This is a genomic window from Aeromonas sp. FDAARGOS 1409, assembly GCF_019048705.1.
Classification (GTDB): Bacteria; Pseudomonadota; Gammaproteobacteria; order Enterobacterales; family Aeromonadaceae; genus Aeromonas; species Aeromonas sanarellii.
In genome coordinates this window covers 1,633,362-1,653,104 of record NZ_CP077395.1, presented here as the reverse complement: position 1 = coordinate 1,653,104, position 19,743 = coordinate 1,633,362, and the positions used below count along the sequence as shown (strand labels likewise).

21 protein-coding genes are annotated in these 19,743 nt (G+C 63.9%); 7 read left to right on the top strand and 14 right to left on the bottom strand.

What is annotated here, in order from left to right:
* Positions 1-18: 18 nt before the first annotated feature.
* Entirely contained in the window at positions 19-351 is a 333-nt protein-coding gene (locus I6L39_RS07860) for a PepSY domain-containing protein (RefSeq protein WP_042078801.1), read from the bottom strand.
* A 63-nt stretch (positions 352-414) separates the two neighbouring features.
* Between I6L39_RS07860 and I6L39_RS07855 the strand changes: the two genes are divergently transcribed.
* Complete coding sequence (locus I6L39_RS07855; RefSeq protein ID WP_216991493.1) at positions 415-663, top strand: PepSY domain-containing protein; 249 nt, start codon at positions 415-417, stop codon at positions 661-663.
* Positions 664-673: 10 nt separating this feature from the next.
* Here the strand turns inward: I6L39_RS07855 and msrQ are convergent, their stop codons facing one another.
* The gene (gene msrQ, locus I6L39_RS07850) at positions 674-1,330 is read right to left on the bottom strand and encodes a protein-methionine-sulfoxide reductase heme-binding subunit MsrQ (protein WP_216991492.1); all 657 of its coding nucleotides are present in this window, start codon (positions 1,328-1,330) and stop codon (positions 674-676) included.
* Between the two features lie 17 nt (positions 1,331-1,347).
* Entirely contained in the window at positions 1,348-2,358 is a 1,011-nt protein-coding gene (gene msrP, locus I6L39_RS07845) for a protein-methionine-sulfoxide reductase catalytic subunit MsrP (RefSeq protein ID WP_216991491.1), read from the bottom strand.
* A gap of 370 nt (positions 2,359-2,728) precedes the next feature.
* Here msrP and I6L39_RS07840 point away from each other — a divergent pair, with 370 nt between their 5' ends.
* Positions 2,729-3,211, top strand: a complete 483-nt coding sequence (locus tag I6L39_RS07840) for a DUF1097 domain-containing protein (protein WP_042078797.1) — start codon at positions 2,729-2,731, stop codon at positions 3,209-3,211.
* A 72-nt stretch (positions 3,212-3,283) separates the two neighbouring features.
* Here I6L39_RS07840 and I6L39_RS07835 read toward each other — a convergent pair whose 3' ends face one another.
* From I6L39_RS07835 to I6L39_RS07820, 4 genes are all read right to left on the bottom strand, one after another.
* The gene (locus I6L39_RS07835) at positions 3,284-4,564 is read right to left on the bottom strand and encodes a sigma 54-interacting transcriptional regulator (RefSeq protein ID WP_209794262.1); all 1,281 of its coding nucleotides are present in this window, start codon (positions 4,562-4,564) and stop codon (positions 3,284-3,286) included.
* Positions 4,565-4,622: 58 nt separating this feature from the next.
* Positions 4,623-5,132, bottom strand: coding sequence for a hypothetical protein (locus I6L39_RS07830; RefSeq protein ID WP_216991490.1), 510 nt, complete (start codon positions 5,130-5,132; stop codon positions 4,623-4,625).
* A gap of 103 nt (positions 5,133-5,235) precedes the next feature.
* Positions 5,236-6,648 (bottom strand): ATP-binding protein, encoded by a 1,413-nt coding sequence (locus I6L39_RS07825; protein ID WP_042078795.1) that lies wholly within the window; start codon positions 6,646-6,648, stop codon positions 5,236-5,238.
* A 102-nt stretch (positions 6,649-6,750) separates the two neighbouring features.
* A complete protein-coding gene (locus I6L39_RS07820; protein ID WP_157005474.1) occupies positions 6,751-6,843 on the bottom strand; it encodes a YnhF family membrane protein in 93 nt (30 codons plus the stop codon).
* 125 nt (positions 6,844-6,968) lie between these two features.
* On the opposite strand from I6L39_RS07820, the gene I6L39_RS07815 reads away from it, so the two are divergent.
* On the top strand, positions 6,969-7,514 hold the full coding sequence (locus I6L39_RS07815) for a 2-amino-4-hydroxy-6-hydroxymethyldihydropteridine diphosphokinase (RefSeq protein ID WP_216991489.1): 546 nt from the start codon (positions 6,969-6,971) through the stop codon (positions 7,512-7,514).
* Between the two features lie 52 nt (positions 7,515-7,566).
* Here I6L39_RS07815 and I6L39_RS07810 read toward each other — a convergent pair whose 3' ends face one another.
* A complete protein-coding gene (locus I6L39_RS07810) occupies positions 7,567-8,271 on the bottom strand; it encodes an SDR family oxidoreductase (protein WP_216991488.1) in 705 nt (234 codons plus the stop codon).
* A gap of 159 nt (positions 8,272-8,430) precedes the next feature.
* Between I6L39_RS07810 and I6L39_RS07805 the strand changes: the two genes are divergently transcribed.
* Both I6L39_RS07805 and I6L39_RS07800 read left to right on the top strand, forming a co-directional pair.
* Entirely contained in the window at positions 8,431-8,835 is a 405-nt protein-coding gene (locus tag I6L39_RS07805) for a CBS domain-containing protein (RefSeq protein WP_209794269.1), read from the top strand.
* Positions 8,836-9,097: 262 nt separating this feature from the next.
* On the top strand, positions 9,098-9,862 hold the full coding sequence (locus I6L39_RS07800; protein ID WP_216991487.1) for an ABC transporter substrate-binding protein: 765 nt from the start codon (positions 9,098-9,100) through the stop codon (positions 9,860-9,862).
* A 56-nt stretch (positions 9,863-9,918) separates the two neighbouring features.
* Here I6L39_RS07800 and asnC read toward each other — a convergent pair whose 3' ends face one another.
* Positions 9,919-10,380, bottom strand: a complete 462-nt coding sequence (gene asnC / locus I6L39_RS07795) for a transcriptional regulator AsnC (protein WP_041211931.1) — start codon at positions 10,378-10,380, stop codon at positions 9,919-9,921.
* 154 nt (positions 10,381-10,534) lie between these two features.
* On the opposite strand from asnC, the gene asnA reads away from it, so the two are divergent.
* Positions 10,535-11,527 (top strand): aspartate--ammonia ligase, encoded by a 993-nt coding sequence (asnA, locus tag I6L39_RS07790; RefSeq protein ID WP_216991486.1) that lies wholly within the window; start codon positions 10,535-10,537, stop codon positions 11,525-11,527.
* A gap of 226 nt (positions 11,528-11,753) precedes the next feature.
* Here asnA and I6L39_RS07785 read toward each other — a convergent pair whose 3' ends face one another.
* The 4 genes from I6L39_RS07785 to rluD form a co-directional block, all read right to left on the bottom strand.
* Positions 11,754-12,578 (bottom strand): MBL fold metallo-hydrolase, encoded by an 825-nt coding sequence (locus tag I6L39_RS07785; protein WP_216991485.1) that lies wholly within the window; start codon positions 12,576-12,578, stop codon positions 11,754-11,756.
* A gap of 60 nt (positions 12,579-12,638) precedes the next feature.
* Complete coding sequence (gene clpB / locus I6L39_RS07780; protein WP_103857752.1) at positions 12,639-15,212, bottom strand: ATP-dependent chaperone ClpB; 2,574 nt, start codon at positions 15,210-15,212, stop codon at positions 12,639-12,641.
* Between the two features lie 170 nt (positions 15,213-15,382).
* Positions 15,383-16,120 carry a peptidoglycan editing factor PgeF gene (gene pgeF, locus I6L39_RS07775; protein WP_103857753.1) on the bottom strand — a complete coding sequence of 246 codons (738 nt, stop codon included), beginning with the start codon at positions 16,118-16,120 and terminating at the stop codon, positions 15,383-15,385.
* A gap of 118 nt (positions 16,121-16,238) precedes the next feature.
* Entirely contained in the window at positions 16,239-17,219 is a 981-nt protein-coding gene (rluD, locus tag I6L39_RS07770) for a 23S rRNA pseudouridine(1911/1915/1917) synthase RluD (RefSeq protein ID WP_042078785.1), read from the bottom strand.
* Positions 17,220-17,335: 116 nt separating this feature from the next.
* Here rluD and I6L39_RS07765 point away from each other — a divergent pair, with 116 nt between their 5' ends.
* Positions 17,336-18,091 (top strand): outer membrane protein assembly factor BamD, encoded by a 756-nt coding sequence (locus I6L39_RS07765; RefSeq protein WP_042078784.1) that lies wholly within the window; start codon positions 17,336-17,338, stop codon positions 18,089-18,091.
* Positions 18,092-18,165: 74 nt separating this feature from the next.
* Here I6L39_RS07765 and I6L39_RS07760 read toward each other — a convergent pair whose 3' ends face one another.
* Positions 18,166-19,458, bottom strand: a complete 1,293-nt coding sequence (locus I6L39_RS07760) for a serine dehydratase subunit alpha family protein (RefSeq protein WP_216991484.1) — start codon at positions 19,456-19,458, stop codon at positions 18,166-18,168.
* Between the last annotated feature and the right edge of the window lie 285 nt (positions 19,459-19,743).

The following is a 19,743-nucleotide window of genomic DNA, read 5'->3' as shown; positions in this document are numbered from 1 at the left end:
GCCGGGGCAGCCGGCGGCTTACTCCTCTTCCGGGGGCGGGCGGGGCTCGAACAGGCGTTCCAGATGATGACCCTTGAGCCACACCATCTCCAGGTTGTCGGCCCGATAGCCCACCTTGATGACGCTGTCCTCCTCGTCGATGAGCCTGAGCTCGTACAACCAGACACCGTCCTCCTCCCCCAGGTCGACCCGCAGCACGCGTACCGGCAGACGGGACGCCACCGCCATCAGCTCATGAAAAGGCCGGATCCGCCCCTCGCTGACCGCCTGTTGCAGCAAGGCCTCGTTCGGCTGGGCCGCCTGCACCAGCATCGGCAGCAGCAATCCAAGCAGGGGCAGGGCGCTATTCATGGGTGATTCATCTCTCAAAACCTAACATAATGCCGTTTATAGTGTGCCAGCCATGAATCCGGAATGAATATGATCCCACGCAGTATCCTGCTGATCTTGTGTCTCTTTTCCACCTTTGGCTGGGCGGCCCAGACCCGTCTCGACATGGCCGGACTGGTCAAGTTGTTGCTGGCACAAGGGTACCACGACATTCGGGAAGTGGCGCTGGAAGGAGACAAATTCGAGGTGGACACCCTGAATGCCGACAACCAGCGCGTCCAGCTGGAGGTCGATGCCGACAGCGGGGAAATCACCAAAAAAGAGGCCGATTAGGCCTCTTTTGCTATGGACGCGACGGCTGCTGCACGGCGCCCTGCGTCCCCTTCAGTGACTGGCGCTGGCGCCAGGGCCTCAGCAGCTTGTCACGGCGCGGCCACAACAGGGCGGTGGCCAGCATCAGATAGATGAGGGGCTCCAGCCACCCGCTCTTGACCGACCACCAGTAGTGCACCGGCACCAGCAGGGCCACCACATAGATCCAGTTGTGCAGCTTCTGCCAGGCCGGCCCCATGGCCCGCAGCAGCGCCGGGATCGAGGTGATGCTCAGCGCCAGCAACAGCAGCAGCGCCACCATCCCCACCACTATGTAGCTGCGCTTCACCAGCTCGCCGCCGATCAGACCCCAGTCGAACTGCAGATCCAGCCCCAGCCACACCATAAAGTGCAATAACGCCCAGGCACAACACCAGAGCCCGAGGGGGCGGCGCAGCTTGACGAGCTGACCCTGGCGCCAGCGCTTGGCCAGCGGCGAGATGAGCAGAGTGAGCAGCAGCAGGTGCAGGGCCCCCTTGCCGAGGTAGTGGGTCAGCCCCTGCACCGGATCCCCCCCCAGCAGGCCCGCCGGCACCGCATAGCCGAGCCAGAGCAAAAAGCCCAGCGAGGCCAGGTGTACCAGGGCCCGCAGCAGAGTGATATGGCGTGTGGTCAGTCTCAATGTCATGGCGTCGGCCCCCCGTCTCAATACCACTTGCGCAGATCCATCCCTTGGTAGAGGGAGGCCACCTCATCGCCATAGCCGTTGAACATCAGGGTCGGCTGGCGCTTGGCACCGAAGATGCCCCCCTCGCCGATGAAGCGTTCGCTGGCCTGGCTCCAGCGCGGGTGATCCACCCGTGGATTGACGTTGGCGTAGAAGCCATATTCGTTCGGTGCCAGCAGGTTCCAGGTGGTGGGGGGCATCTCCTCCACCAGGCGGATGGAGACGATGCTCTTGATGCTCTTGAAGCCGTATTTCCAGGGCACCACCAGCCGGATGGGCGCCCCGTTCTGGGCGGGCAGCGTCTTGCCGTAGAGCCCCATCGCCAGGAAGGAGAGCGGGTGCATGGCCTCGTCGAGGCGCAAGCCCTCCACGTAGGGATAATCGATGCCGCCGCCGAGGGTACGGGAGGCCTGCCCCGGCAGCTGCTCGGGATCGTAGAGGGTCTCGAAGGCCACGAACTTGGCGCGACTGCTGGGCTCGGCACGGCGGATCAGATCCGCCAGCGCAATGCCGCTCCAGGGCAGCACCATGGACCAGGCCTCCACGCAGCGCAGCCGGTAGATCCGCTCCTCCAGCGTGCTCTTGTTGATGAGATCCCACACATCCAGGGTGAAGGGCCTGGCCACCTCCCCCTCCACCTTCAGGGTCCAGGGCTCGGGCTTGAGGTAGTGGGCGTTGCGGGCCGGATCCCCCTTGTCGGTGCCGAGCTCATAGAAGTTGTTGTGGGTGGTGGCCTTCTCCAGCGGCGTCAGGGTCAATCCGTCCGGCCGGGTCGCGGCCTTGTAATTGAGCGGTTTGCTGGCAGGTGCCGGGGTTTTCTCCTCGGTGGAGAAGAGATCCAGCAGGCTGGCGTGCGTGGGAAATGCCAGGGTGGCGGTGGCGACGCCCAGGCCCAGCCCCTTGAGAATGCGCCGACGATCCTGATAGACGGCTTCCGGCGTGACGTCCCGTTCGACGGGGTGGTGAGAAGAGCGGTGTTTGATCAACATGAATAACTCCCGGGGCGATGAGGCTGACAATCATAAGACCCGCCCCGGTCGAGTTTTATTTCACACGAGATCACATGAGTTGGTAAATGGGCAGTGCCTTGGCCATGGTTCCGACCAGGAACAGCAGAATGAATACCAGCAGAGGGACTATCACGTTTGGCACCATCAGACTCACTCCATGAGCAGGACAGGGCCTCTAACTATGGTTCAAGGCCTGCGGTGCCTCCAATGAATTTTTTTCGCGAGCGCAAGCGTATTCCCGAGTTGCAAAGAGTGACCCTGATCACACACAATCCGGCCCCCGCTTGCCGCCCCCCTGCCGCAGGGTAGGCTGCCTCCTTTTCCGGATTCAACCACTGAGAGTCACGCCATGAGCCCATTGATCGCCATCGCCATCACGACCGGGATCCTCTCCGCCGTCTGGGGCGGACTGGCCGCCGCCCTCGGCCTCATCTCCTGGGTCGGCTTCCTCGGCTGCACCAGCTACTTCGCCTCGAGCGGCGGTTACAAGGCGCTGCTGCAGACCCTGCTGTGCAACGCCAGCGGCATGCTGTGGGCACTCTTGCTGATCCACGGGGAGTCCTGGTGGGGGGCCGGCATGGCCGGCTATCTGATGACGGGGGTGGTGGCGACCCTGATGTGCGTGCAGGCCAGGCAGCAGTGGCTCGCCTACATTCCCGGCACCTTCGCCGGATGCTGCGCCACCTTCGGCGCTGCAGGGGAGTGGCGCCTCATCCTTCCCTCCCTGGTGATAGGCGCCCTGTTCGGCTACCTGATGAAGGCGAGCGGCCTCTGGCTCTCCCACAAGACCCAGAAAACCCAGGCCACCGCTGGCGTCACCGACCCGGCCTGATCCTAGCGATGTGACCGATTCGGTCTGAAACAAGAGGGGCGGCCCGTCATCGACGAGCCGCCCCTCTGTCATTTACCCCTTCGACTTGAAGTTTGCCGCCTCGATACCGTGCCGATTCAATAGCTTGTAGAAATCGGTGCGGTTTCTCCCCGCCATGTTGGCCGCCAGGGTCACGTTCCCCTCCGTGGTGCGCAGCAGGCGGATCAGATACTCCTTCTCGAACTCGGCCCGCGCCTCGTTGAACGAGGGAATACCGCCACCGCCGCCACTCAGGGCCGACTCCACCATGGCCGCGCCTATCACCGGGCTGCAGCAGAGGCTGGCGAGCTGTTCCACCACCCCGCAGAGCTGGCGCACGTTGCCGGGCCAGGCCGCTGCTGCCAGCAAGGCCAGCGCCTCCGGCGAGAAGCCGAGGGCGGCACAATCGGGGTGACGGCTGCGGTAATCGTCCAGCGCCTGGCGCGCCAGCAGCGGAATGTCCTCGCTGCGGGCACTGAGGGGCGGCAGGGTGATGTTCGCCACGTTGAGGCGATAGAAGAGATCCTCGCGAAAGCGCCCCTCCTCCATGGCCGCCACCAGATCCTGGTGGCTGGAGCTGATGACCCGCACCTCGGGGGCCCCCTGACCATACTCCGCCAGCACCTGCAGCAGCTTGGCCTGCAGCGACTCCGACAGATCCCCGATCTCGTCGAGGAAGAGGGTCCCCCCTTTGGCCTCGGCAAACAGGCCGGACTGGCCGTCCTCCCCAAACAGCTGCAGGTCCAGCGCCGCCCAGGGCAGGGCGGCGCAGTTGATGGTGTACAGCGGCTTGTCGCGACGATGGCTGGCCTGATGCAGCGCCTGGGTCATGACCCCCTTGCCGGAGCCGGAAGGCCCCAGGATCAGCACGGGCACGTCCATGGTGGCGATGCTGCTCGCCTGGATCAGCAACTGCTCCATCTGCGGGTTGCGGGTCTGGATGAGAGACTGCCACTCCTGCTGCTGCTTCGGGCGGGTCAGGCTCAGGGCGTGTTCTATGGTGACCAGCAGCTCGTCCTTGTCGATGGGCTTGGTGAGGAAGCTGAACACCCCGGAGCGGGTCGCCTGGATGGCGTCGGGAATGGTGCCGTGGGCGGTCATGATGATCACCGGCATGCCGAGCCACTGGGACTGGATCCGCTCGAACAGCGCCAGTCCGTCCATGCCCCCCATCCGCAGATCGCTCAGCACCAGGTCGGCCCGCTGCTGACGCAGCCTGTCCAGCGCCCCCTCGGCGCTGTCGGCGGTATCCACCTCGTAGCCCTGGCTGCGCAGGCGCATGCTCATCAGCTTGAGCAGGCTGGCATCGTCGTCCACCAGCAGAATGCGGCTCATGCTCTCACTCCCTCTGTGTGAAGAACCGGGGGGATAGCCCCGGCACAGGACCGGCGTGTCATGGCTGGCCCCCTCCATTGAGCTTACGCTCGTTGAGCTGTTCGTCGATGGCGGAGAGCTGTTCTATCTGGCGGCGCAGACGCTGTACCTCCTGACTCTGGTCGTCGCGACGGCTGTCGCGCACCAGCAGCTCCTCGCCGAGGGCTATCCAGCTGCGCAGGAAGGCCTGGGCATCCAGGCCGAGCTCGGGCAGCAGGGATTTGAGCTTGTCCAGCCCGGCCCGACGGCTGGCCACCGATTCGGACGGGTGGGTATTGACCATGGCCAGGCTGACCCGGCTCTCGAGATCGGTGGCACCCGCCAGCCGCTGGCGCTCCTGTGCCCGTTGCTGGGGGTGGCTGGCCAGCAGCCAGTCCGAGTACTGCAGGCGCACCTGCATCTCCTTGTTGGCAAACTCCATCCGCCTGGCGATCGCCTCCTGAGAAGGCTCGGTGAGGCTGGGGGATGGCAGCAGGGAACAGCCCGCGAGCAGGCCCATCATCAACACGGGAACAACAAATCGTTTCATCTTGAACGTCACTTCAGATCCAAGGGAAAACAGGCGTCCGCCTGTTCGTCTCAATATTCGGTTGCAAGGGTGCGCCGGGCGATCGCCGACACGGCAGATCCCGTCATGCCGGGCGCTCTTTCAAATCCAGCCGGAAGCAGACATCCGCCTGCTCATCCTCGATGAGCCTGAGCTCGCCGCCCAGGCTCATCGCCGACTCGCGGGCGATGGAGAGGCCCATCCCGGACCCTTTCAACAATCCCTGGCGCACTATGCTGCCCTGCTCGAAGGGTTCGAAGATCCGTTCCCGCTCGGCCAGCGGGATGACGGGCCCCTCGTTGGCCACCTCCAGCCAGCCCCCGTTTTCCCCCTGACCGGCCCGGATCCAGATCTGGCCCCCTTTGGCGCCGTAGCTGACCGCGTTGGAAAACAGGTTGTCGAGGATGAGTCGCAGGCGATAGGGCTCGGCCTGCAGACTGATGGGCTCGGGCGGCAAGTGTACACTGATTTGCTTGGATTCCAGCGCCAGCCGGTACTCTTCGGACAAGTCTGACAGCAGGGGCGCCAGGGGGACCGCCGTCAGGCTGAACACCTCCTGCTGGCTGAGGCGGTTGAAGTCGAGCAGGCGCTCGATCAGGGTCTGCAGCCGGCGGCTGTTCTCCTCCAGCATCTGGCAGATCTCCTGCTGATCCCCGTTGAGGGGTCCCACCAGCTGTTCGGAGAGCAGATCCGCCCCCTCCCTCAGCACGGCGAGGGGGGTCTTCAGCTCGTGGGAGACGTGGCGCAGGAACTGGTACTTCTGCTGTTCCAGCTCCTTGAGCTTGTCGTGCAACCAGCCGATCCGCTCTCCCAGCAGCACCAGCTCAGCCGGGCCGTCCACCGGGCGCGTGTCCGGCTCGACCCCGGCCCCCAGGCTCAGGATCCGCGACTCAATCTGACGTACGGGGTGAATGATGAGGTAGGTAAACAGCAGCACCAGCAACAGGCTGAGCCCGACCACGAAGCCGCTGACCCACCAGATCTCCTTCCTCAGCTCCGCGATGGCGGCCCGCATCCGGGTCACGTGCTCGTCGACCTGACCCCGGGTGACGATCTCCAGCTGCTGGTTCAGTTCGTTGAACTCGGTGAAATGGGGGCTGTTCGCCTCCTGCCTGGCCTTGCGCAGATCCTGCAGGCCGTCCAACCAGGTCAGCGCGGCCTCGAGATCCCCATAGACCTCGGCATCCGGTATGGACTGCTGATGGGTGCCGAGCAGTTCCCGATAACGGGCCAGCTGCTGCTGATAGCTGGCCAGGATGCGCTCGTCCCCCAGCACCGCGTAGCGGCGCAGGGTGCGCTCCAGATCGGTGGCCTGGGTAGTGAGCAGGGTCGCCCGACGGGTATCCCGCACCGCCCGCTCCATCTCGTCGCTGGTCAGCTGCCCCAGGTGGGAGAGCGCCTGACTGTCGTGCCAGATCATGCCCCCCAGGGGCATCAGCACCAGCACGAAGCCCATCAATACCACCTGGAGCAGGGAACGGGGGCGAACCTTGGTCATCTTCTGCGGTCTCGAGTCGTCATGGGTGGGCCAGCATATCCGCACTGCACCAAAAAGCAAAACCGGCCAGGAGGCCGGTTTGATTGCACCAGGGGCCCGGGATCACGCCAGACCGACGGACGCCAGACAGATGATCATGATCACGGCCAGGGCCCCCGCGGCGGTCAACAGTGCCCATTTCATCTCCACGCTCATGCAAACCTCCTTTCTGCCAATCAGAGTTGGATCACAACAGATAACGATATGTTAATTCATAGTGAATCCAATAACCGTGAGCCGCGTATATATTTCAGACGAGCCCAAACCAAGGAAGGGTACGCATGTTTTATCTCTGCAGCATTGGATCCAATCTCGACCCCGGCCTGCATGTCTGTCAGGCCGTTGAGGAATTGCTGGCACGCTTCGGTCACCTGCGCCTGAGCTCGGTGATCCGGACCAAACCGGTCGGCATGCACTCGCACCACGACTTTCTCAACTGCCTGTTCGTCGTCCAGAGCGAACTCTCCACCGCCCAGCTCAAGGCCGAGTTTGTCACCATGGAGCTGGCCCACGGCCGGGATCGCAACCACCCTCTGTGCAAGTTGGCGGACAGGCCGCTCGACATCGACATCCTGGCCTGGGACGAGCGGGATGACTTCGCCGCCGTCGGGGTGGATGCCTACCTCGGCGAGCTGCTGGCCGAGATGTATCTGGGCGGGCGCATCGAGGCCGGCAAGGTGGTGCTGAGCCTGCCTGGCAGCAAGGTATTTGCACGCCAGCACTTCGGCCACTCCCCCGTCGATCTCCTGCTGCCCGAGGAGCACAGGGGCCTCGGCGGCACGCCGCCGGACAGGGCGTCCCATCACGCGACCATCCGCCACCACTAGCCCCCGCGTAAAACCGCGAGGCGCCCAGGGGCGCCTCGCGTCATCATGCCTCCTAGATGACGGCCAGGGCCCTCCCCCCGTCCACCCGTATGCTGGCCCCGGTCATATAGTCGTTCTGCATCAGCAACTGCACCGCCTGCCAGATGGGCGCTAGCCCCCCTTCCCGCGCCAGCGGCGTCTTTGCCAGCACCTGCTGGCGCCACTCGTCGCCGTGTTCGTCGAGAAACAGGATGGGCCCGGGCTCTATGGTGTTGACCCGCACGGCGGGCGCCAGCTCCCGGGCAAAGCTCATGGCCAGCGAGTGGGCCCCCGCCTTGGTGGCCACATAGCTGGCAAACTGGGGCGCCGGGGCGTGGATATAGATATCGGTGATATGGATGATGCTGGCGTTGGCATTGCGCGCCAGCACGGGGGCCAGGGACCGGTTGAGCTGGAAGGGTGCCGCCATGTGCACCCGGTAGAACTGATCGAACTGGGCCAGCTGGGCCGCCTGCTCATCGGCTTCTGGCTCGAAGGCCGAGGCGTTGTGGATGATCAGCGCCAGATCCTCATGGACACCCAGCGCCCTGACCAGGCGGGCGACCTCCTCCTCCACGGCGAAGTCCGCCTGCACCAGCTCCACCCCCAACGCCCGCAGGCGGGCCAACTCGGGCCGCTCGCTGCGATAGCTGCCCGTGACCTGCCAACCCGATGCCACCAACTGCTCGCACAGATAGAATCCCAGTCGGCGGCCACAGCCCGTTACCAATGCACGCATACCCTCTCCTTGTGGTTGTCGCCCTGCCCGACCCATACCGGATCCCGCGAAGGGCCTCTGCTTCGTGAATGGCCTATCAATGTCCGAGACCAAACCCATTGGCCCCACGCCGGGCCGACCAGGCATAGTGACACCATCGACCCTGTTGGAGCCACCATCATGCTACAAGTTCGCGATCATATGCAGCCATTGACCCACTCACTCAGCCCCGAGCTCGGCCTGGCCGAGGCCATGGACAGGCTGCACCTGGCCGATCTCGGCGGCCTGCCGGTGCTGGACGACCAGAGACGGCTCATCGGATTCCTCTCCGAGCAGGACTGCATTCCCGCCCTGCTCACCGGCAGCTATCACTGCGACAGCCGCACCCGGGTCGAGGATCTGATGAGCCGGACACCGCTGTTCGTCGGCCCGGACGACAGCATCCTGGATCTCGCCCGCCAGATGACCGGGGCCAAGCCCAGGCTCTATCCGGTGATGGAGGGGGACAGGGTGATCGGCCTCATCAGCCGGCGCCGGGTGATGCAGGCCCTCAACACCCAGTTGAAGCAATGTCAGGCGACCTGAGGCGACGCTGCCCCCAGGCACGTTCCACGCAGGGGGCGGGCTCCTGCAAACTTCCCCTGCACAGCAACGAGTGGCTGGTCCACCCCTCCCGACACTGCCACAGGGCGGCCTGCCGATGCAGCGCCACGCCCCTTCCCAGGTGCCATTCTTTTGTCCCCTCCCCATTTCAGGGTTTGCCATCCGGGGTCGTCTCTAGTTAGATATCTGACGGCCACCGCATCCGGCATGCGTGACCTCGTCCCGCGTGCTCAGGAGATGTAACGTGCGAAGCTTGCTCGTGTTCTGCTTGCTGCTGCCCTGCTGGCTGTCGGCCAGGGAGCTGGTCATTGGCGGCATCCTTGAGCCGCCCCTGAAGTGGCTGGATGAAGGCGGCCACCCCAGGGGGCTGGACGTGGATCTGGTCAGCGCCATCTTCGGCACCCTCCGGGTCCCCATCAAGATAGAGCTGATCGATTCCGGGGCCAGGCTCACCCGCAATGCCGAGGGCGGCCTCTATGATCTGCTGCTGACCCACTCCTACAAGCCGGAGCGGGAGGCCTACCTGCTCTACCCCAAGCAGGCCCACATCCTCCACAGCTGGCACTTCTTCATACGCAAGGAGTCCGTGGGGCAGATCCACTACGACCATCTGGCGGATCTCAAGCCCTGGCGCATCGGCGTCACCCGTGACTTCTCCTATACCCCCGAGCTCGCGGCAGCCATGGCCGACCCTGCCTACCGCTTCCAGGAGATCCCCATCAACCAGCTGCAACTGCGCAAGCTGATCGCCGGGCGCATCGATGTGGTCCCCATGTCCCTGGTCACCGCCTTCGCCCAGATCAGGGAGGAGGGGCTGGAGGGCAGGCTCGACTACCTGCCAAAGCCCCTCAAGACCAGCCCCTACTTCAATGTCTGGACCCGCTCCCGGGCCGATGCCGACACCCCGGCCCTGATGGCGGCCTATGACACCGAACTGCTGCACATGAAGCAGGATGGCCGCCTCAAGGCCCTCTACGACAAGTACGGCATTCCCTATCTCGAGCCCTGAAGCCGGCCAACAGCCCTAATCCGGGGCTCGCACGGGAGAGGGATCTCCCACCTCGCTCAGGGTTTCACATCTCTCAAGATGGGGTTTTGCAGGGAGATCAGCGTCTCGGTGGACTGGATCTCGTCTATGGTCTGGATCTTGTGGATCAGCACCGTCTGCAGCTCGTCGATGGAGCGGGTCATCACCTTCATGAAGATGCTGTAGTGACCCGTGGTGTAGTAGGCCTCCACCACCTCGTCCAGCGCCTGCAGCTTGGCCAGGGCCGAGGGATAATCCTTGGCGCTCTTCAGATTGATGCCGATAAAGCAGCAGACGTCGTAACCCAGCTTCTTGGGGTTCACCTGCACCCTGGTCCCCTCGATGATCCCCGCCTGCTTCATCTTCTCCACCCGCACGTGGATGGTCCCCGGGCTGACCGCCAGCTGCTTGGCCAGCTCGGCATAGGGGATACGCGCATTCTCCATCAGGGCGGTGAGGATGGCCTGATCGAGATTATCGATCCGATAATTTTCTGACACTTTTTCGCACTCCCGTTAACGATACCTCATTAATTGCACGTATATTTTGATTAAAAAAATAGATAAAGCCTATTTCTATTATAGAATATTGAATTGTTTGCACAATCTGTTGAAGAATCACCGCATTCAACGAGTTCAAGACAGGTCATTCAGCATGAAACAGCACTACATTCGCAGCCAACAACAGATCAGCTTCGTCAAAGAGATGTTCTCCCGCCAACTCGCCCTGCAACTGGGCCTGATGGAGGTACAAGCCCCCATCCTGAGCCGGGTCGGTGATGGCACTCAGGACAACCTGTCCGGCCACGAGAATGCGGTGCAGGTCAAGGTGAAGACCCTGCCGCAGCACAGCTACGAAGTGGTGCATTCGCTGGCCAAGTGGAAGCGCCAGACCCTGGGTCGCTTCGGTTTCGGCCCGGGCGAAGGCATCTACACCCACATGAAGGCGCTGCGTCCGGACGAGGATCGCCTCACCCCCATCCACTCCGTCTACGTGGACCAGTGGGACTGGGAGAAGGTGATGCCGAGCGAGCGCCGGGATCTCGCCTACCTGCAGGAAACCGTGCGCGGCATCTGGTCCGCCATCAAGGCCACAGAGCGCGCGGTCTGCGCCGAGCACGCGCTGACTCCCTTCCTGCCGGCCGAGATCCAGTTCCTGCACAGCGAAGAGTTACTGACCCGTTACCCGGATCTCGACGCCAAGGGGCGCGAGCGAGCCATCGCCAAAGAGCTGGGCGCCGTCTTCCTCATCGGTATCGGCGGTGCCCTGTCCCACGGTGAGCGCCACGATGTGCGCGCCCCGGACTACGACGACTGGAGCAGCGAGAGCGAGCTGGGGCTGGCCGGCCTGAACGGCGACATCCTGGTGTGGAACCCGGTGCTGGAAGACAGCTTCGAGATCTCCTCCATGGGGATCCGGGTTGACGCCGAGGCCCTGCGCCGCCAGCTCGCCATTACGGGGGACGAGGACCGCCTGCAGTACGACTGGCATCAGGATCTGCTGGCAGCGCGCATGCCCCAGACCATAGGCGGCGGCATCGGCCAATCCCGTCTGGCCATGCTGCTGCTGCAAAAAGAGCACATCGGTCAGGTGCAGGTGGGCGTCTGGCCATCTGAAATGAAGGCTGCCATCCCGGGCATGCTGTAACGAATTGATTTGATTGCATCTGTCCTCCTATCGCGGCAACACGGCGCGGGACAGACGCGATAGCGAAGCTGGTCAGCCGGGGTGGAGAGCGTATCCCGACTGACTGTAAGGCGGGCATGGTCGCTGACTGTGCCTGCCGACCCTGGGGCTTGCCCCTGCGACCCGCTCGACCCACGCCAGGTCGCATTGAATACATTCCTCCCGGCAATCTTCGGATTGCCGTTTTTTATGTCGGAAAACTGTACTCGAAACCGGCCCCGATCGGGTGCTGACGCGGCAGTCTCGCCTTTCTGCTGCCGGTACAGTGACAGGCAAACAGCTTCTCCACCGCTTCCTCTTCCAAATAGGCGCCGAGCGCCGCCGCCCGCTGCGGACCGGAAAACTTCAGATGCAGGCCGCCGATGACGGCGTGGATCCGCTCCTCGCCACACACCTCCCTGGCCCGCGCTATGATGTTCTCGACCCCAGCGTGACCGCAGCCGATAAAGACGATAAGACCTTTGGAACTCTTATAGGCCAGCGCCGAATCATCGCTGATAAGGTCTTTCTCCACCTGTCCGCCCCGCACTATGTAGCCGAGCAGCGAGGGGGCGGCCCTGTCGCGCCGCACAATGCTGCCGAGGAACACCAGACGATCAGAGATCCACACCGGATCGGCCGAGCAGTGGGGGAGCAAACCTTTGGCCGCCAGCGACTCCTGAGCCAGCTCCCCCGACAGGCGATAGAGGTTGCATCGCCAGAAGGGGATTGGCAGGAAGTAGCCTCGCTCATTGAACACATCCGGACAGGCTATCAGCGGGATGGACGTGGCATAGCGGGGCAGCGAGTCGACCCCGCCCACATGGTCGTAATGACCGTGGGAGAGCACCACATGAGTGAGGGAGGCGAGATCGATCCCCATCACGGTGGCGTTGTGACGCAAAGCCCGGCCACGGCCGCTGTCGAACAGCACCCTGAAGCCGTCGCACTCCAACAGCAGCGCCAATCCCCGCTCGGGCAGACAGCCTGGCCGATAAACATCGTCATCCACTAGCACGGAAAAGGTGAGCATCAGATTTTCCCTCAAAACAAAACGCAGGCACTGAGCCTGCGTTTTTTATCGACCAACCGGTTACTGGGTCATGGTGAGACCATTGCTGTCCGCCCCGAGCAGCAGCCGCTTGCCGGGGATGACCCGACCCGAGAGCAGAGCCTGGGCCAGCGGGTTCTCCACCTTGTGCTGGATGGCCCGCTTGAGGGGCCGCGCCCCGTAGACGGGGTCGAAGCCCGCGTGCACCAGCTTGGTCAGCAGCTCCTCGCTCACCTCCACCTCGAAGCCCTGGGACTCCAGGCGACTCATCAGGCTCTTGAGCTGGATGCGGGCGATGGACTTGATGTGCTCCTCGCCGAGCGGGTGGAATACCACGGTCTCGTCGATCCGGTTGATGAACTCCGGGCGGAAGCTGCGGGTCAGCACCTCCATCAGCATGGCCTTCATCTCGTCGTAATCCTTCTCGGAGTGGTGCTCCTGGATGAGATCCGAACCGAGGTTGGAGGTCATGATGACCACGGTGTTGCGGAAGTCCACGGTGCGGCCCTGACCATCGGTCAGTCGGCCGTCGTCCAGCACCTGCAACAGGATGTTGAACACGTCCGGGTGGGCCTTCTCCACTTCGTCCAGCAGGATCACCGAGTAGGGGCGACGGCGCACCGCCTCGGTGAGATAGCCCCCCTCCTCGTAACCCACGTATCCCGGAGGCGCCCCCACCAGACGGGCCACGCTGTGTTTCTCCATGAATTCGGACATGTCGATGCGCACCATGGCGTCCTGGGTATCGAACAGGAACTCCGCCAGCGCCTTGCACAGCTCGGTCTTGCCCACCCCGGTGGGGCCCAGGAACAGGAAGGAGCCGATGGGGCGGTTCGGGTCGGACAGCCCGGCACGGGAGCGACGAATGGCGTTGGAGACGGCGTCCACCGCCTCCTCCTGGCCGATCACCCGGCTGTGCAGCTGATCTTCCATCCGTAGCAGCTTCTCCCGCTCCCCTTCCAGCATCCGCGCCACCGGAATGCCGGTCCAGCGCGCCAGGACGTCTGCAATCTCCACGTCGGTGACCCGATTGCGCAGCAGGCTGGTCTCCTGCATCTCCGCCTGGGTGGCGAGGTCGAGCTGTTTCTCAAGCTCGGGGATGCGGCCATACTGCAGCTCGGACATGCGGCCCAAGTCGCCTGCGCGGCGCGCCACCTCGAGATCCTGACGGGCCTGCTCCAGTGCAGCTTTGATGTGCTGGGTACCGGCGAGGGCGGCCTTCTCGGCCTTCCACACCTCTTCCAGCTCGTTGTATTCCCGCTCTTTTTCACTCAGCTCCTGATTGAGCAGATCGAGGCGCTTGCGGCTGGCATCGTCGTCCTCCTTCATCAGCGCCTGTTGCTCCAGTTTCAACTGGATGATGCGCCGCTCCAGCCGATCCAGGGACTCCGGCTTGGAGTCGATCTGCAGCCGGATGCTGGCCGCCGCCTCGTCGATGAGGTCGATGGCCTTGTCCGGCAGCTGGCGATCCGCGATGTAGCGGTGGGACAGCTGGGCCGCCGCGACGATGGCGGGGTCGGTGATCTGCACGTGGTGGTGCAGCTCGTAGCGCTCCTTCAGGCCGCGCAGGATGGCGATGGTGTCCTCTACCGAGGGCTCCTCCACCAGCACCTTCTGGAAGCGGCGCTCCAGGGCGGCATCCTTCTCCACATACTGGCGATACTCATCGAGGGTGGTGGCGCCGACGCAGTGCAGCTCGCCACGGGCCAGGGCGGGTTTGAGCATGTTGCCCGCGTCCATGGCCCCCTCGCCCTTGCCGGCGCCGACCATGGTGTGCAGCTCGTCCACGAACAGGATGACGTTGCCCTCCTCCTTGGCCAGATCGCTGAGCACCGCCTTGAGCCGTTCCTCGAACTCGCCGCGATACTTGGCCCCGGCCACCAGGGCCCCCATATCCAGGGAGAGCACCCGCTTGTTCTTGAGCCCTTCCGGCACCTCGCCGTTGATGATGCGCTGGGCCAGCCCCTCGACGATGGCGGTCTTGCCGACGCCCGGGGCGCCGATCAGCACGGGGTTGTTCTTGGTGCGGCGCTGCAGCACCTGGATGGTGCGGCGGATCTCGTCATCCCGGCCGATCACCGGGTCGAGCTTGCCGAGCTCGGCCCGCTCGGTGAGATCTATGGTGTATTTCTCCAGCGCCTGGCGGTTCTCCTCGGCGTTGGCATCCTCCACCTTCTTGCCGCCGCGCACCTTGTCGATGGCCTGCTCGAGTTTTTCCTTGGTCAGGCCCTGGGCGCGCAGCAGCTCGCCCAGGGTCCCCTTCTCGTCCAGGGCCGCCAGCACGAACAGCTCGGACGAGATGAACTGATCCTTGCGCTGCTGGGCCAGCTTGTCGCAGACATTGAGCAGCCGGCCGAGGCCGTTGGAGAGCTGAACGTCCCCCTCCACGCCGCTGACGCGGGGCAGGCGATCGAGCTCCTCACCGAGGCGCGAGCGCAGGGCATTGATGTCGAGCCCGGTCAGGGCGAGCAATGGACGAATGGAGCCGCCGTCCTGATTGAGCAGGGCGCTCATCAGGTGGACGGGTTCGATGAATTGGTGGTCACGACCCAGTGCAAGAGACTGGGCATCGGAAATGGCAATCTGGAATTTGCTGGTCAGGCGATCGAGGCGCATTGCACTCCCCCTTCAAGACAGACGCCGCTTGCGCGGCAAACAACATAACTTTCTGAGATGAAAGATGAGGCCCGTACGGGCTATTTCAAGGGGCAGGCCTGGTTATTTTTTCTGCAAGGCGGGAAGGAGGCAGCATCCCCCGCCCGGCAAGATGCAGGGCGGGGAAGAGGTTAGGGGGCCAGCCAGACGATGGAGGCCATGCGACCGGTCTGGCCATCGCGGCGGTAGGAGTAGAAACGCTCGGAATCGCTGAAGGTGCAGTGCTCGCCGCCATAAACGGCGGTGACGCCGGCACGGGCGAGGCGCAGCCGGGCCAGCTGATAGATATCCGCCAGCCATTTCCCTTCGTTGGGAGAAGGCACGAAAGCCGCAGCCGCTTCCGCCTGCTCCGCCATAAAAGCGTCGCGCACCTCGCCGCCCACCTCAAAGGCGGCAGGGCCTATGGCCGGGCCCAGCCAGGCGAGGATCACCCCCGGCTCGCAGCCCATGGCCGCGATGCTCTCCTCCAGCACGCCCCCCTGCAACCCGCGCCAGCCGGCATGGGCCGCCGCCACCACTGTGCCGGCCCGATCGCAGAACAGCACCGGCAGGCAGTCGGCGGTCATCACTATACAGCCCAGCCCGGCCTCGCGGGCACAGGCTGCATCGGCCTCCGGCGCCCCCCCATACTCGCGACTCACGGGGTGCACAGCGGTGCCATGCACCTGGTTGAGCCAGTTGAGAGGGCCGGGGATCCCTGCGGCCTGTTGCAGCAAGGTGCGGTTGGCCTCGACCCTGGCCGGCTCGTCTCCCACGTGGGCCCCCAGGTTGAGGCCAGCAAAGACCCCCTCGCTCAGGCCCCCGTTTCGGGTGGTCGACAGGGCCCTGACATTGCCCGGCGCGGGCCAGTCGGGTTCGATCCAGTTCATCTGTGGCTCCTTTCGGTCATATGAAAGCGGGGCCCCTTGGCTGCAACCAGTCAAGGGGCCCCGTGTCAGATCATGGAGGGCAGGTTGCGGCAGGAATAGTCGCAGAACTGCCGCTGTCTCAGTTCCAGACCAGATCGTCCGGGTTGGCCAGGGTATCCGCCCGCAGCACCTCCATCAGATCCACCATGTCCTGCGGCGTGGGGGAGTGCCACTCCATCACCTCACCCGTGATGGGGTGGGCCAGCTTCAGCATAGTGGCGTGCAGTGCCTGGCGATGGAAGTTGCGCAGGGCCTCGGTCAGCTCTGGGGTGGCGTTGCGCAGCAGACGCAGACGGCCGCCGTAGGCGGGATCCCCCACCAGGGGATGCTTGATGTGGGCCATGTGCACGCGGATCTGGTGGGTACGACCGGTCTCCAGCCGCAGCCGCAGGCGGGTGTGACCACGGAATTTCTCGTGCACCCGGTAGTGGGTGACGGACTCGCGCCCATTGGGCACCACGGCCATGTGGGTACGCTGGGTCGGATGACGGCCGATGGGGGCATCGACGGTGCCGCCCGCAGTCATGTGACCGATGGCGATGGCCTCGTACTCACGGGTGATCTGGCGCGCCTGCAGCGCCTCCACCAGGTGGGTCTGGGCCGGAATGGTCTTGGCCACCACCATCAGGCCGGTGGTGTCCTTGTCCAGACGGTGCACTATGCCGGCACGAGGCACCTCGGCGATGCCGGGGTAGCGGTGCAGCAGGGCGTTGAGCACTGTGCCGTCCGGCGTGCCGGCGCCCGGGTGGACCACCAGGCCGGCCGGCTTGTCGATCACCAGGATGTGTTCGTCTTCATAGACGATGTTGAGCTCGATGTTCTGGGCATCCCAGCGGGTGTCGTCTGCCAGTTCCACATTCACATGCACCTGCTGCCCGGCCACCACTTTCTCGCGCGGGGTATTGGCAACCTGACCGTCCAGGGTCACTCTGTCCTGTAAAATCCACTCCTTGATGCGGGTGCGGGAGTAGTCGGGAAACAATTCGGCCAGGGCCTGGTCGAGTCGCTGCCCGAATTGGTGATCCTGAAATTCGCCTGTCAGTTCAATATGCTGGCTCATGTATGGTCTCTTGAGCGGGGGTATCAATTCGAAATAATCCGGGTATTCTAGCTTTTCTTTTAGCCAAGCATAACGGATACTTTGCCAATTTCGTGGAAATGGACCGGATGTTGTTGATGGGAAAGAAGTCTCACCTGCTGATGTCGCTCGCCTTGGTTGCCACCCTGATCACTGGCTGTTCCAGCACCAAACCCAAGGTTCCCGACGAACCGCCGGAAGTCCTGTACCATAAAGCCCGGCTCAAGCTGGATGCAGGCAACTACCTGAATGCCATCGAGTTGCTGGAGGCGCTGGATTCCCGCTACCCGTTCGGTGCCTATTCCAACCAGGTGCAGCTCGACCTCATCTACGCCTACTACAAGCAGGACGACACCGCCCAGGCGGTCGCCAACATCGACCGTTTCATCCGCCTCAATCCGGCACACAAGAACATCGATTACGTCTTCTACATGCGCGGTCTGACCAACATGGCGGCAGACTACAACTTCTTCCAGGACTTCCTGGGCATCGATCGGGATGACAAGGACCCCTCCTACGCCCGTCAGGCCTTCCAGGACTTCAAGACCCTGCTGCAGAACTACCCCAACAGCCAGTATGCGGCCGACGCCCGCGCCCGCATGATCGGCCTGAAGAACCGCCTCGCCCGCTACGACCTGGGGGTGGCCGAGTACTACGTCAAGCGTGACGCCCTGATCGCCGCCGCCAACCGCGCCAAGCTGGTCGTCGAGACCTACCCCGACACGGCGGAAACCGAGAAGGCGCTGGAGATCATGGTCAACGCCTACGACACCCTCAAGATGCCGACCCTGGCCCGCCACGCCCGCGAAGTGCTAGCCAAGAACTACCCGGACAATCGCCTCGGCCGCGGCTGAGCGTTCAACGGACAATGAAAAACCGGAGCCACTGGCTCCGGTTTTTTTATGGGTCTATGCCGGCTTGCGGCTCGTCAGCTGGCCTTACCCTGCTGCTTGGCCCGCATGATGTTGATGATCTCGATGTCGGTGTCCAGCATCCCCTGCTTGGAGAGACGCCCCAGGTTGGCGATGGTCTGATCCACGTCGTCGGAGACGATCCCTTCGCTCTGGGGCACCCGCAGGTTGTTGATGGCCATCAGGGACGACTTCACCGCCGCCGAGGTGGAGGTGGAGACTTTCATGGAGCAGGCGCTGCCGGCGCCGTCGCAGATGATGCCGGAGACGTCGCCAATCATGTTGTTGATGCAGTGGCTGATCTGCTCGAACTGGCCGCCGAGCAGCCAGGTGATGGCGGCCCCCGATCCCATGGCGGCGGTGCTGGCGGCGCACAGGGCGGAGAGCTTGTTCTGGTACATCTTGATGTAGATGGCCACCAGGTGGCTCATCACCAGGGCGCGGGCCAGCTGCTCATCATCGGCCTCGAGGAAACGGGCGGCGGCCACCACCGGCATGGTGGCGGCGATGCCCTGGTTGCCGGAACCCGAGTTCGACATGGCGGGCAGCATGGCGCCGTCCATCCGCGCATCGGAGGCGGCGGAGGAGAGGCGCATGGCCAGGGTCATCAGATCGTCGGACAGCAGCTTGCGCTCCACCTGTTCGGTCAGGATCTTGCCGATGCGCAGGCCATAGCCCTGCAGCCCCTCGTCCGCCAGCGCCTGGTTCATGCTGGCCGCCTCGCGAATGAAATCGATCTCGGCCAGGGGCGCCTGCAGGGCGAAGTCGACGATCTCCCGCAGGGTCATGGCGGGCTTGTCAGACCTGGCGGGCTGGATCTGCACGCCCGGGGCGCTGTCCTGCGCCAGCAGCACCTCGCCATCCTTCTCCATCAGCACGATGCGGGTGTGGTCGGTGCAGATCACCACCCGGGCGCTGTGGCCGTCCACCTCTGCCAGCACCTCGGCGTAGAGCACGTCAGGCACGTCCTTCACATCCACCTGGATCATGGGCAGCAGCGCCTTGGCGGCCTCCACCTGGGCCGGCGTCAGGGCCTTGAGTACCTCCAGCCCGGCGTCCGGGTTGCCCCCCGTGAGGCCGACGGCCGCCGCCACCGGCAGGCCTATCATGCCGGTACCCGGCACCCCCACCCCCATGCCGTTCTTGAACAGGTTGCCGCTGACCCAGACGCTGATGCGGGTCGGCACCTGCCCCAGCAGCCTGCGGCAGTTGGCCGCCGCCAGGGCCACCGACATGGGTTCGGTGCAGCCCAGGGCCGGCACCACTTCACGCTTGAGCAGGGTAATAAAGTCGGTCCATTGTGCTTTCATCTGTGGTTTCTCTGGTTCACTGTACCGCGGTCATCCCATGACGGTGTCGGGTCACGCCTCGGGGTGGCCCGCCGGGCCACCCTGTTCATGCAACTTAATTTGATTCTAACGGGGCGGATATCAAATAAAATTGAGCCCGCTCCCCTTTTTGCCGCCATTATGCCTTCCCGCAGGGGCAAGGTCACCGGATTGCTGCGCTGCCGCCGGCACGCGCGCCCCGCCATCCCGGCGAATCTCTTTGCCATCAATGCCTTGGCCCCGGTAAAAAACAGGCAATAAAAAAGG